The following is a 13,970-nucleotide window of genomic DNA, read 5'->3' as shown; positions in this document are numbered from 1 at the left end:
TGTTAAATAAGCACTAACTTTTCCCCTAATTTCCAACTTTAATTACATGATGAACAACCAGAAGCAATCGCTGTTGACAATCCTGTTCGTTGGGGCAACCATGGCGACTCCTTTGTTGGCGCAGGATGTCCAAACGGCTCTGAAGGACATAGAGGCTGAGCGATATACTAAGGCGGGGCAAACTCTAACCCAGTTAGCCACTAGTTCGCCGACGGCTGATAATCAGTTTTATCTCGGTTATTATTACCTTAAAAGCGGACAAATTGATAAAGCAAAAGCAGCCTTTGAAAAAGGAGCTGCTGCTGATTCTAAAAACCAATTAAACAATATTGGCCTAGCTGGGGTGGCCCTGGCTAAAAGTGATGGCGCTACAGCAAAGACGTTAATTGATAACGCCGTCGCACAAACAAAAAGCAAGAATCAAGACGTTCTGATCCGTGGCGCTGAGATGTATACGTTATCGGAACAGCCAAAGCAAAACGATCCAGCAGCTGCCCTCAGCCTTTTGACTATAGCTGATGAAAAGGACAAGAAGAACGAAAATGCTGAGATTGAAATGCTAATGGGCGATGCGTACTTCTTGAAAAATGATGGTGGCAACGCCATTACCAAGTACGAAAATGCATTAGCCATTAGTCCTACGCTGGCCGAAGCCAATTACAAAATTGGTCGTTTGTACCTACGGGGTAAAAACTATACGAAAGCGCAGGAGTTTTTCAAGCTTGCGATCCAGGGCGATCCAGAGTTTGCACCTACGTATCGTGCCTATGCTGATGCGTTAGCCAATTCGCGTGCTTACAAAGCTGCGGCTCAAAACTACGAGTTGTATGTACAAAAAAGCGGCACAACAGATCCTGAGCAATTGCTGGATATAGCCCGCTATAAGTTTTTGGCTCAGGATTATCAGGGAGCCATTACATACTTGGATCAACTTAAAGGAAAGATTAATAACCCGATCATTGATCGGATGTATGGGTGGGCGTATTCTGCCTTGGGTAAGAATAATGAATCTGTTGAGTCGCTAAATCGCTTTATCTCGACTGCACCACAAAAAGTGATGGTTGACGATTATAAATATTTAGGTCGTGCCTATGGTCAGTTAGGGACACCCGAAGGTGATTCACTTAGTGTAGCTAACTTGGAGAAGGCAGCTCCTATGGATACAACGGAAAATTTGTATCGTGAAATCGGCGAGAAGTACTACAAAACGAAAAAGTACGACAAAGCGGCCACGTATTATGCGAAGACAATTGCGAATGACAAGAAGCCACAAAATAATGACTTCCTGTGGTTAGGTCTTTCTAATTATCAGTATGCTCCGCGTGTTGGACGAGACAGTACAGCGGCTCCAATAGACACAGCACAAATTCCGCAGGTAAAGCAACAGTATTATTTACGAGCCGATTCAGCTTTTACATTGATGGCGCAAAAAATAGAAGCCGACGGCAAGAAATATCCATTGGCTTACTATTATCGAGCAGGAGCTAATTATTATGCTTACCCCAACGATAAAGAAAAAGCGGCTGCCTTAGCTGGTCCACTCTATGAAAAATTCATTGAGCAAGCAATGGCACCCGATTCTTCGGATAAGACGGATTACAAGAGATACTTAATAACATCATACAAGGCCTTGGCAGGATTTAGCCTTCTAAAGAAAGATGATGCTAAAGCAAAGGAGTATTTCGATAAAGTATTAGCAATCGACCCAAATGACGAAAGTGTCAAAAAGGCACTTGAAGGGCCTAAGCCAGCGCCAACACCAACGCAAACAAGGCCTACTCCAAAGGCACCAGCTAAGAAGAAAGTGGCCAGTAAATAAGACTCTTCTCTAGTAGCAATAAAAAGGCGCCAGTCGTACGACTGGCGCCTTTTTATTTTACGGACGTAATAAAACTCATGACTATCAGCGAATAGAGCTTTTAATTTCCGCGGGTATTGTAACTTTGCGGGCGCAAATTTTTTGACTAAAACAAGATTACCCTAATAAACCGTATGCTTAACCTTGTACTGTTTGGCCCGCCGGGTGCTGGAAAAGGTACCCAAAGCGAGTATTTGATTCAAAAGTATAACTTAGTTCATTTATCAACTGGTGATCTATTGAGATCGCAGATTGCCGCTGGAACAGAACTGGGTTTGCGAGCCAAACAGCTAATGGACCAGGGTTTACTGGTACCAGATGAAGTTGTTATTGGCATGATTGAGAGTAAATTACAAGAAAATCAGTCGATTGCCTTGTCAGAAAAATCAATCGGAGGTTTTATATTCGATGGGTTTCCACGTACCGTACCACAGGCAGAGGCTCTTGATAATCTTTTAAGTGAGCACCAGACAAAAATAAATGTAATGGTAGCGCTAATTGTTGACAGCGAGGAACTGACACGACGTTTATTGCTACGTGGTCAAACCTCCGGACGGCCTGATGATCAGAACGAAGAGCTGATTAGACGACGCGTTAAAGAGTATAATGACAAAACAGCTCCTGTAGCAAACTATTATAGTCAACAGGGAAAATTCGCAGCTATTGACGGTATCGGTAAAATTGACGATATTTTTCAGGCAATCTGCCAGAAAATTGATGAGTCAGTAGCGAAGTAAATACATATGGCTTCATCAAACTTTATTGATTACGTAAAAATAAATTGTCGTTCTGGGGCCGGTGGCGCTGGATCAGTCCATTTCCGACGGGAGAAACACACACCAAAAGGCGGTCCTGATGGAGGTGATGGAGGCCGGGGTGGTCATATTATTCTACGGGGTAATTCGCAGCTATGGACCCTTCTGCATTTAAAATACCGTAAGCACATTAAGGCGGGCAATGGTGTAGCAGGAGAAGGTGGCCGACGAAGCGGTGCTCAGGGGGAAGACGTTATTTTGGAGGTGCCACTCGGTACGATTGCGCGTGATCCGGAGTCGAACGAAACATTAACAGAGATAACTGAAGAAGGTCAGGAAGTCATTCTGTTTCCGGGCGGGCGGGGAGGCTTGGGAAATGACCATTTTAAATCGGCAACCCAGCAAGCGCCTTATTATGCACAGCCAGGGGAGCCAGGTATGGAAGAATGGATGGTCCTTGAATTAAAACTTCTTGCTGATGTTGGCCTAGTGGGCTTTCCGAATGCGGGCAAGTCGACCTTATTATCAGTCCTGTCGGCAGCAAAACCTGAAATTGCAGATTACCCTTTTACAACCCTTGTCCCTAATTTAGGGGTCGTAGCCTACAGAGATTACAAATCATTTGTAATGGCTGATATTCCTGGAATTATCGAAGGGGCTTCGCAAGGGAAAGGATTAGGACTCCGGTTCTTACGGCATATTGAACGAAATTCTGTACTGCTGTTTCTGATTCCTGCCACTTCAGAAAATATTCGGCAAGAATACAATACATTATTAAATGAATTACGCGAGTTTAATCCAGAGTTGATGGATAAAACCCGCTTGTTAGCTATAACAAAAATTGACCTTATTGACGATGAAACGTTGATGCGGATCAAAGATGATTTACCCAAAAAAGTACCTGTTGCCTTTATTTCTTCTGTAAGTCAGAGGGGACTGGATGAACTAAAAGATATTATCTGGCAAAATCTGACGACTACGGAATCAGTCTGATGGGACATATTTCTATAAGACTAATCTAGGCTCCTCACCTAGTCATGTTTTAACCATTATGAACTATTTTTCTAAAGCTCTTTGTACGGCTTTTTTTTTGCTTCCTTTTCTTACTATTGCTCAGATTCAAGTATCCTTTCCAACAAGTCGAGCTGTTCTCCAACGGGATAACGCGAATCAGGCCACTATTCGAATAACCGGCTATTATACATCCTCGGTTACCCGAATTGAAGCCCGCTTACAGGCTCGTGATGGACAAGGTTCATCAACGGATTGGCGCACGATTCAGGGTAATCCGGCGGGTGGTGTATATACCGGGGATTTGACGGGCTCAGGTGGCTGGTACAATCTCGAAGTACGGGGTATGAATGGTGATCAGCAGGTTGGTAATTCAACCACCGTTGAGCGTGTTGGGATTGGCGAAGTATTTATTGTTGCTGGTCAATCCAATGCGCAGGGAATTCACCAAAGTGCCCCCAATCCGCTCAATGATCGGGTGAATTGTGTAAATTATCAATATCCTCCTGATGGATTTCCGAACGATCCGCCGACCCCTGTTTTTACTCAACTCGATAATTCAGGAGGTTTCACAGTCGCACCCCGTGGCATTGGTAGCTGGTGCTGGGGACAGTTAGGGGATCTTTTAGTTAGACGGTTAAATGTTCCCGTCATGTTTTTTAATGCAGCTTTCGCCGGTACAGCTGTTCAAAACTGGCGGCAAAGCGCACCCGATGGCGGTACGGCGTATAGCGTATATAATGGACAGCCCTATCCTGGTCGGCAACCGTATATCAACCTTAAACTTGCGCTCCAATTCTATGCAAATACATTGGGACTTCGAGCCGTCCTTTGGCATCAGGGTGAGGCAGATAATTTAATTAATACAGGTACTGGTCAGTACGTTAGTGATTTGCAGTTTGTAATCAATCAAACGCGCCGTGATTACAACAAAAACATGGCCTGGGTAGTAGCAAGGGCTAGTTATGGAGATTTTATTGGTGGTATTGACCCGGTTATTACGGGTGCACAGGACGTAGTGATTGGTTCTACCGGAAATGTGTTTGCGGGTCCCAATACAGATGGTATTCAGGTGCCGCGCAAACGGGCTCCTCTTTTTGATGTTGATGGGTTGCATTTTGATTACGATGGTCTTATAGAACTTGCCAATGCCTGGAATAATAGTTTGAATGATTCATTTTTTCAGAATTCCACACCTGTTGGACCGGCTCCCGCTCCCTCCATTTCGGTTGCGTGCGCCAGTAATAATAATCTGACGCTTACTGTAAACGGCAATTACTCAAGCGTGCAATGGGAATCGGGAGAGTCAGGTAATACTATTACCCGAGGAGCGGGTACTTACCGGGCCAAAATCAAGGATGGGTTTGGTAATACACTATTCACGGGGCAGGTGCGTGTTTCCGATGCGCCAGTGGCTGCCGTCATTAATAATGGCCCGCCCTATGTATGCATTGGTAGCAGCTTAAACTTAACAACCAATTACGATAACGTAACGTGGATAAATCAGCAGAATAACGCGACGGTCGCTACGTCACGCAACTTTTCTACCACGTCTGAAGGTGCTTATTTTGTTCGCTATCGTGACGTGAGCGGTTGCGAATTTACGTCAAATACGCTTAGTGTTTCTATCAAACCTTTACCTGATACGCCCACAATTGTTAATGATAAACCAACGACATTTTGCCAGGGAGATAATACCGTCCTACGTACTACTACCGATATTGCTCGCTATAACTGGAGTGATGGCCAACAAAATAAAACGGTCACGGTTGGTAATTCAGGCGCTTATTTTCTAACAGTAACCGACCAGTTCGGTTGTACTTCAGCCCGGTCGAATACAATTAACGTAACGGCGAATCCAGTACCTGTCAAACCTATTATTGCTACCAACGGACCAACTACATTCTGCGCTGACCGTAACATTACCCTAACGTCGCCCCAGGAACTGGCTTATCAATGGACCAGCGGCCAAACGACCCAGAGTATTACCATCAATGAATCGGGCAATTTTGCTGTACGTACCCGGAATCAATTTAATTGTAGCTCCGAACAGTCAGATGTAGTTACGATTAAAGTAAATCCTTTACCACAATCGCCTTCGGTTTCAGCCGGTGGGTCAACAACGTTTTGCGATGGAAATAAGGTCGCTTTAACAGCCAGTAGCCCACTTGACATCATCTGGTCAAGTGGCCAAAGCGATAAAGTAATTACGGTCACGTCGTCGGGTAATTACGCAGCCCAGGCGCGTGATCAGATTGGCTGTTTATCGCCATACTCAACCGTTATCGCCGTAAAAGTTAATCCATTACCCGCAACACCCACTATTCTCGCCAACCCTTCCCCAATAATTTGCGAAGGCGATAAGGTAACGTTACGTGTTGATGGTCCTTATACTGTATTTTGGAATACCGGCGATTCGACCCAACGTATTATTACGGGACTGGCGGGTACATATTCGGCTAAAGTTCGGGACGTGAACGGGTGTGTATCAGCTCAAGCAGGTGCAACCACCGTTGAATTACGTCCGCTTCCCCCTCCGCCCACAATAAACATTATTGGTACCTATACGCTGGAGGCTGTTAGTTCGACCAATGGTACATTATACCGGTGGAAGCGGGGCAGTGATTCACTGGCAGCCCAATCAGCCGTCATCAAAGCAAATCAGTCTGGTCTTTACACCGCTCGATCATCCATTGTTTATTCACAAACATTGGTCTGCTACTCAGTGCCATCGGCCCCAATTACGTTTACGATCGACTTGAACAACCAAGGGCTAAGTATTTATCCAAATCCTAACCCGGATAAAATTGTATTGGTAGAAACTCAGGCAGATCTGGTAAATGCAGTCATTACGATCTATACATTAACGGGTCAGGAAGTTATTACAACGACCGTTCCTCTATTAAATGACCGTCAAAAGCTTGTCTTAACGGGCTTGCCGTCAGGTCATTATATACTACATGTAAAGTCAAGCGATTTCGATGTTTCTAAACGGATTCTACTCGGATTGTAATATTAATCTCCAATTGACCGTTCAATCTTAAAAATTAGCTTTAAATTTGCATTTTACCGGGAAATCGCATTTAGCGGATTGTCTACTAAACACGGTGATTGAGAGCAGTCTGGCTTTGTTTAAATTGTTTTTAAGTTTTAGAACTGGCAATCAGATATACAAAAGCTGGCATTGATTGATACGAAATGAACAACCATTATTTTTTACTGCGCCTATTCGCATTTGGTCTGATTACCATGGGATTACGGGTTTCAGCTCAAACCACTAGCCAGGCAATTAAAATTACGTATCCTGGAAGCCGAGCCATCTTTCAGCGAGAAACTGATAACACTACTCCCATTTATTTGTCGGGTGGTTTATATCAGCCAATCGACAGTGTACAGGCCCGTGTGCAGGCAGAAGAAAATGGACAGGGTTTAAATACGGACTGGGTTACCATTCAAAAAAAACCACAGGGAGGACTTTTTCAAGGTTCAATACGGGCCAAAGGCGGTTGGTACCGGGTGGAGGTGCAGGCATTTGCAGATGGTAAGGTAGTAGGCAGTGATGTTGTCCGTAAGATCGGCGTTGGCGAAGTATTTATAGTTACCGGTCAATCCAATGCACAGGGCTTTCAGGGCTATGGGGCAGTTGGTGCCACTGACGATCGTGTCAACTGCGTAACCTATGACAACACTACGGCAAATTCGTTGAATGATCCACCAGCGCCAACATTCCAACAGCTTAATGCAACGGCATTAATTGGACCCCGTGGCCAGAGCGCCTGGTGTTGGGGAACACTAGGTGACCTGCTTGTAAAACAATTCAACGTACCCGTCCTCTTTATTAATACTGCCTGGTCTGGAACGGTTATTCGAAACTGGTCTGAAAGCGCTAATGGTCAAATCACTAAAAACATATTTGCCATCGGTACGCCCAATGAGAATTTTCCAGCTGGAATGCCTTATGCTAATCTGCTGATTGCGCTACGTTATTATTGCTCGCTTCAGGGATTGCGGGCTGTGCTGTGGCAACAAGGCGAAAACGATAACGTCCCCTTGAATTCTACACGGAAAGATTATGGCGACCTTATGCAGTATATTGTCAATAAAACGCGTGCAGATACAGATCGGTATCCGGCCTGGGTATTGGCAAGGTCATCGTATAACGTAGGAAAGGTAAGTCAGAACATTATTCAGGCGCAAAATGACGTAATTAATACCTATAACAACAACGTTTTTGCGGGGCCCTTTACGGATAATATTCAAATTCCGCGTTATGAAGGTGATGTTCACTTCGGTGGCCCTGGCTTGGTTCAATTAGGACAAGCATGGTACGAAAGCCTGAATGCGGTATTCTTTGCCAGCTCGCGGCCACTAGCCCCAATAGCTCCACCGGCAATTACAGTTAACTGCGGCACTGCCAATAACACATTGACACTTAGCCTGCCAAGTGCCTATAAGTCGTATACCTGGAACTCAGGTCAAACCACACAAACGATTACGGTTACTCAGCCAGGTACTTACCGGGCTATACTGAAAGATAATGTGGGCAACACCTCTTTATCGCCTGCCATTGATGTACAAAGCCCTATTCAGCCAGTAACGCCAACAATATCGCGGGTTAGTAACCTTAGTGCTACAATCGCTGGTCAACAGCAAATTTGTGCTGACTCTGCTTTGGCGTTGATTGCAAATACGTCGACAAACAGTACAGGGCTTTGGACCAGTGGAACGACGAGCACCAGTGGCGTTAGTACCAGTGCAGTTGTCGGTCGAACTATTATGCTGAACAAAGAGGGCAGTTACTCGTTGCAGGCGGTAAATGTTTACGGTTGCAAATCAGCTCCGACCAGCATAAACCTAACTGTACGGCCCAAAGTACCCACGCCAAGTGTGGAGCAAATAGGGGCTTATACTTTACAAGCCGTTTTGCCAACACCAACCGGTGGACAGCCTGATCTATTTGACTGGCAACGAGGTGGCGAACTGATTCCGCAGAGTAGTGCTGTAGTGAAAGTAATTGTTTCATCCAACTACTCCGCCCGTGCCAGAACAACATTTACCTTAGGTAACGGCTCTAATTTGACTTGTTATTCGAATTATAGTACACCTAAAGGCTTTACGTTCGACCAATCGAATGGGGGAGTGAGCGTTTATCCAAACCCCTCAACTACCGGTATGGTCACACTTGAAACGTTTGAAGACCTTAAAGATGCTGAAGTTGATGTAGTTTCAATGACGGGTCAGCTACTATTTTCGACACAGGTTCCTTCCTTTAACGAACGTAAAGCGCTTGACCTTTCGGGTTTAGCCCAAGGAATGTATCTGGTGCGGGTACGGTCGGCCGGTTTTGACATTTCACGACGCTTTATTATCAATAAATAATCTGATACGTTCCATTTTATGACTGAAGCCTTTCCTACAGGAAAGGCTTCAGCTATTTTACCCCATTCAAGTCGTTCTAATAGAGTTGATAAAGCAAGCCTGTTTTTGTATCTTTGAGATATAGTTGGTGCCTAGCACAATAGGCCCCTTATCGTGAGCTTATTGGTTTTATCGCTACATTTGTACCTGTCTTCACAACTATTTATATGAACGCAACCTACGTTCCGGCTGATTATTTACCGGTACTCATTCAACTTGGTTTAGCACTGGGATTCATTGTTACAACTATGCTTGTAACCCATGCCATCGGCCCAAAGCGTCATAGCCAGAAAAAAGACGATCCGTTCGAGTGCGGTATTCCTGTTCAAGGCGACGCCCGTACTCCAATTTCTATCAAGTATTTTCTGATTGCGATTCTGTTCGTTCTATTCGATGTGGAAGTAATCTTTTTATATCCGTGGGCGGTTAACTTTAAAGGGTTAGGAATGACCGGTTTTATAGAAATGGTTCTGTTTATGGGCTTATTACTAGCTGGCTTCTATTACATTCTCAAAAAGGGTGTATTAAAGTGGGAATAGGTCTTAATAAATGAATTTTAGGACATATTTAATCGTTGTTACAGTAAGCAATTACAACGTTTTATGGCAACTGATATAAAACTGGCTGAGGCCCCCGCAAGTTATGATGGACCGGGATTTTCAGCCACTTCATTCGATAAAATAATTGGGTTAGCCCGGGCGAATTCGCTCTGGCCATTGCCGTTTGCGACCTCCTGCTGCGGTATTGAGTTTATGTCTACGATGGCCTCAACCTATGATCTGGCTCGTTTCGGATCAGAGCGTCCGAGCTTTTCACCCCGTCAGGCCGACATGTTACTCGTTGCCGGAACAATAGCGAAGAAAATGGGTCCAATCGTCAAACAGGTTTATCTGCAAATGGCGGAACCCCGTTGGGTTATAGCGATTGGCGCCTGTGCCTCAAGTGGTGGCATTTTCGATACATACAGTGTTTTGCAGGGTATTGACCGGATCATTCCTGTCGATGTATATGTGCCTGGTTGCCCTCCTCGTCCAGAGCAAATTCTGGATGGCGTGATGCAGGTTCAGGAACTAGCCAAAAATGAGTTGCTACGTCGTCGCAATACCGATGAGTATCAGAAATTACTGAATTCCTATAATATTCAATAATGAGTGAATTAGCGCCCGTGCTATTCGAAAATTCGCTCATTCACTCATTCACGACTTAAAAATGCTGACCAACGAAGAAGTTGCGCAGATAATCATAAATCAGTTTGGCGAAGCCGTTAGTGACTTTGATGATCCATATGACCTGCTAACGTTTTCAACTAGCCGGGAACAGATCATTCCTCTGATAACTTTTCTGAAAGCTCATCCAACGTTACAGGTCGGCTTTTTGACTGACATCACAGCAATTCATTATCCCGACTCTGTTGGTAAAGAGTTTTGCGTTGTCTATCATTTACACAGTCTTACGAATAATTTCCGGCTTCGGACAAAGGTCTATTTGTCGGTAGACGACATCCATATTCCAACCGCCATTCCACTTTTCGCCAGTGCGAACTGGATGGAGCGCGAAACCTTCGATTTGTTTGGGGTAATTTTTGACGGTCACCCAGACTTGCGCCGGATTTTGAATATGGAAGAGATGGATTACCATCCTATGCGTAAAGAATACCCCCTGGAAGATGGTACCCGGGAAGATAAAATTGATTCTCTGTTTGGACGATAAACAACGCAAAAGAGTGAATGATCGACCAACTTGTTGATTCATCATCACTCTTTTGCTCTTTTACTCATTGAGAAATGGTTTCTGAAGAACTCAATATAACCAAAAAGAACTTGCCTGCCGAACAAGGCCCGGTTCAGTACGTTAATGAACTGACGACACTTAACCTGGGACCTACCCACCCTGCCACACACGGAATTTTTCAAAACATTCTGCAAATGGATGGGGAAAAAATCGTGTCGGGGGAGCAGACGATTGGCTATATCCACCGGGCATTTGAAAAAATTGCGGAACGTCGTCCATTCTACCAGATTACAACCCTCACCGACCGAATGAACTATTGCTCATCCCCTATCAACAATATGGGCTGGCACATGACGGTTGAGAAATTATTGGGTATAGAAATTCCAAAGCGGGCGCAATATATTCGGGTTATCCTGATGGAGTTAGCCCGTATGGCCGATCACTTGATTTGTAATGGGATTCTGGGCGTAGATACGGGTGCCTTTACGGGCTTCCTGTACATTTATCAGGAGCGTGAAAACATCTATGAGATTTACGAAGAAATCTGCGGAGCTCGGTTGACTACCAATATGGGACGTATTGGCGGCATGGAGCGGGACCTCTCTCCTACCGCTATCCGCAAGATTAATGAACTGTTGGATCGTTTCCCGAAAGTGCTGACCGAGTTTGAAAATCTGTTCAACCGAAACCGTATTTTCATGGATCGCGTGGTGAACGTTGGCGGTATTTCGGCAGAGCGGGCATTAAGTTACGGCTTCACAGGTCCAAACCTGCGGGCGGCAGGTGTAGATTATGACGTCCGGGTCATGAACCCCTATTCATCCTATCAGGACTTTGAATTCGACATTCCAGTTGGGCAAAGTGGTGATACGTATGACCGCTTTATGGTCAGAAACGAGGAGATGTGGCAAAGTATGCGCATCATTCGGCAGGCAATGAATAATTTGCCTGAAGGTGCCTACTATGCTGACGCCCCACAATATTATCTACCTCCCAAACAGGAAGTTTATAAAAACATGGAAGCACTCATTTATCACTTCAAAATTGTGATGGGTGAGATCGACGCGCCAGTTGGAGAAGTGTATCATGCCGTTGAGGGCGGTAATGGCGAACTTGGCTTCTACCTCATTAGTGATGGCGGCCGGGCTCCATATCGGTTACACTTCCGTCGCCCATGTTTCATTTATTACCAGGCCTATCCAGAAATGTGTAAAGGACTGACGCTTTCTGATGCCATTGTGATTATGAGTAGCATGAACGTCATTGCAGGCGAACTAGACGCATAAAATCCGCCGTAACCTATGACAACTGAAACCAACCCTGCTGTACAATTTACGCCCGAACGATTGGTGAAGGCGCAGGAAATCATAGCCCGTTATCCGGCGGGTAAGCAAAAATCGGCGTTATTGCCTTTGCTCCATCTATTGCAGGAACAGGAAGGCTGGACCAGCCCCGAGGGCATGGACTACGTAGCACGGATGCTTGACATTCAGCCGATTGAAGTATATGAGGTGGCAACGTTCTACACCATGTACCATATCAATCCCGTTGGGAAGCATGTTATTGAGTACTGCCGAACAGGGCCATGTTGCCTGATGGGTGGAGAAGAAGTTTACGACCATCTGAAGCAGCGGCTTGGCATTGATACGGGCCAAACAACAGTAGATGGCCAGTTTACACTTAAAGAAGTGGAGTGTTTGGCAGCTTGTGGTATGGGTCCCGTATTTCAGGTTCGGGAGAAATATTACATGCACCTGACCAACGAACGCGTGGACGAGATTATTGACGAATTGTCGAAATAACCACATGGCTACCAAAATATTAACCGAACATATCAACGTTCCCGGCATCGAAACTTTTGATGTTTACCGGAAGCAAGGTGGCTATACCGCCGTTGAAAAGGCATTAAAAACAATGACTCCCGAAGCCATTGTTGAAGAAGTTAAAAAGGCGGGCGTTCGGGGCCGGGGTGGCGCTGGCTTTCCCATGGGAATGAAATGGAGTTTTCTAGCTAAACCAGAAGGCGTCCCCCGTTACCTTGTGTGCAATGCTGATGAATCGGAGCCAGGTACGTTCAAAGACCACTACCTGATGAAAAACATTCCCCATTTACTCATTGAGGGAATGATTGTTTCATCGTTTGCGCTTGGTGCAAATAAGTCGTTCATCTACGTTCGGGGTGAGTTAATGTACGTTATTAATATCCTTGAAAAAGCCATTGCCGAAGCGAAAGCAAAGGGTTTTCTAGGTAAAAATATTCTTGGTACCGGCTACGACCTCGAACTGGTTGTACAACCGGGTGGTGGCGCTTACATCTGTGGTGAAGAGACAGCTTTGCTCGAATCGCTGGAAGGAAAACGAGGAAACCCTCGCAACAAACCGCCTTTTCCAGCCGTAAAGGGCCTATATCAAAGCCCAACTGTCGTTAATAATGTCGAATCCATCGCCACTGCGGCCTGGATTGTCAACAACGGAGGAGATGCCTATGCTGCCGTTGGTATTGGACGTAGCACGGGGACTAAGCTGATCTCAGCGTCGGGTCATATCAGAAAGCCAGGGGTTTACGAAATTGAACTAGGTCTTCCAGTCGAAGATTTTCTCTATGCCGATGAATGGTGTGGTGGCATCCGGCCAGGACATAAATTCAAGGCGCTTGTCGCCGGAGGTTCCTCGGTTCCCATTCTACCCGCCAACTTGGCATTAACATTAGCCAATGGAGAAAAGCGCTTAATGAGCTATGAATCCCTATCGGATGGAGGCTTTGCAACGGGTACTATGCTGGGCTCTGGAGGTTTCATTGTATTCGATGAAACATCCTGCATTGTGCGTAATACGTGGAATTTCTCACGTTTTTATCATCATGAATCCTGTGGTCAGTGTAGCCCCTGCCGCGAAGGAACGGGATGGATGGAAAAAGTCCTGCACCGTATCGAATATGGTCACGGGCATCAGCAGGACATTGATTTGCTGGTCGACGTAGCGAAAAAAATCGAAGGAAATACTATTTGCCCCCTTGGCGATGCGGCTGCCTGGCCTGTTGCTAGTGCTATCCGACATTTCCGTGATGAGTTTCAGTGGCATATTGATAACCCGTCTGAAGCCACTAAGCCCGGAGCTGTTTACAAGGGAGAAATGGCCTTGGTATAAAAAAGTAGTGCGGCCGAAAGCCGCTTAGCAATGATTGACCTGCGGCTTCT

The 13,970-nt window shown here is 45.4% G+C and carries 11 protein-coding genes; all 11 read left to right on the top strand.

Going from position 1 to position 13,970, the window contains the following annotated elements; all coding sequences use genetic code 11:
• Positions 1-46 precede the first annotated feature (46 nt).
• Positions 47-1,819 carry a tetratricopeptide repeat protein gene (locus BM202_RS09915; protein ID WP_093825494.1) on the top strand — a complete coding sequence of 591 codons (1,773 nt, stop codon included), beginning with the start codon at positions 47-49 and terminating at the stop codon, positions 1,817-1,819.
• A gap of 173 nt (positions 1,820-1,992) precedes the next feature.
• A complete protein-coding gene (locus BM202_RS09910) occupies positions 1,993-2,595 on the top strand; it encodes an adenylate kinase (protein ID WP_093825492.1) in 603 nt (200 codons plus the stop codon).
• A gap of 6 nt (positions 2,596-2,601) precedes the next feature.
• Positions 2,602-3,606, top strand: coding sequence for a GTPase ObgE (gene obgE, locus BM202_RS09905; RefSeq protein WP_093825491.1), 1,005 nt, complete (start codon positions 2,602-2,604; stop codon positions 3,604-3,606).
• A 58-nt stretch (positions 3,607-3,664) separates the two neighbouring features.
• Complete coding sequence (locus tag BM202_RS09900) at positions 3,665-6,637, top strand: T9SS type A sorting domain-containing protein (protein ID WP_093825489.1); 2,973 nt, start codon at positions 3,665-3,667, stop codon at positions 6,635-6,637.
• A 185-nt stretch (positions 6,638-6,822) separates the two neighbouring features.
• Complete coding sequence (locus BM202_RS09895; RefSeq protein WP_394333787.1) at positions 6,823-9,003, top strand: T9SS type A sorting domain-containing protein; 2,181 nt, start codon at positions 6,823-6,825, stop codon at positions 9,001-9,003.
• 206 nt (positions 9,004-9,209) lie between these two features.
• On the top strand, positions 9,210-9,581 hold the full coding sequence (locus tag BM202_RS09890; protein WP_093825487.1) for an NADH-quinone oxidoreductase subunit A: 372 nt from the start codon (positions 9,210-9,212) through the stop codon (positions 9,579-9,581).
• Positions 9,582-9,644: 63 nt separating this feature from the next.
• Positions 9,645-10,190: an NADH-quinone oxidoreductase subunit B gene (locus BM202_RS09885; RefSeq protein WP_093825485.1), complete on the top strand. Its 546-nt coding sequence runs from the start codon at positions 9,645-9,647 to the stop codon at positions 10,188-10,190.
• A gap of 61 nt (positions 10,191-10,251) precedes the next feature.
• On the top strand, positions 10,252-10,752 hold the full coding sequence (locus BM202_RS09880) for an NADH-quinone oxidoreductase subunit C (RefSeq protein WP_093825482.1): 501 nt from the start codon (positions 10,252-10,254) through the stop codon (positions 10,750-10,752).
• A 74-nt stretch (positions 10,753-10,826) separates the two neighbouring features.
• Positions 10,827-12,059, top strand: a complete 1,233-nt coding sequence (nuoD, locus tag BM202_RS09875) for an NADH dehydrogenase (quinone) subunit D (RefSeq protein ID WP_093825480.1) — start codon at positions 10,827-10,829, stop codon at positions 12,057-12,059.
• Positions 12,060-12,074: 15 nt separating this feature from the next.
• The gene (locus BM202_RS09870; RefSeq protein WP_093825478.1) at positions 12,075-12,575 is read left to right on the top strand and encodes an NADH-quinone oxidoreductase subunit NuoE family protein; all 501 of its coding nucleotides are present in this window, start codon (positions 12,075-12,077) and stop codon (positions 12,573-12,575) included.
• A 4-nt stretch (positions 12,576-12,579) separates the two neighbouring features.
• A complete protein-coding gene (gene nuoF / locus BM202_RS09865) occupies positions 12,580-13,920 on the top strand; it encodes an NADH-quinone oxidoreductase subunit NuoF (RefSeq protein ID WP_093825476.1) in 1,341 nt (446 codons plus the stop codon).
• The last annotated feature ends 50 nt before the right edge of the window (positions 13,921-13,970 follow it).

Source organism: Spirosoma endophyticum, assembly GCF_900112365.1.
Taxonomy (GTDB): domain Bacteria; phylum Bacteroidota; class Bacteroidia; order Cytophagales; family Spirosomataceae; genus Spirosoma; species Spirosoma endophyticum.
The sequence above is the reverse complement of the archived record's forward strand: the minus strand, read 5'-3'. Positions and strand labels throughout refer to the sequence as shown.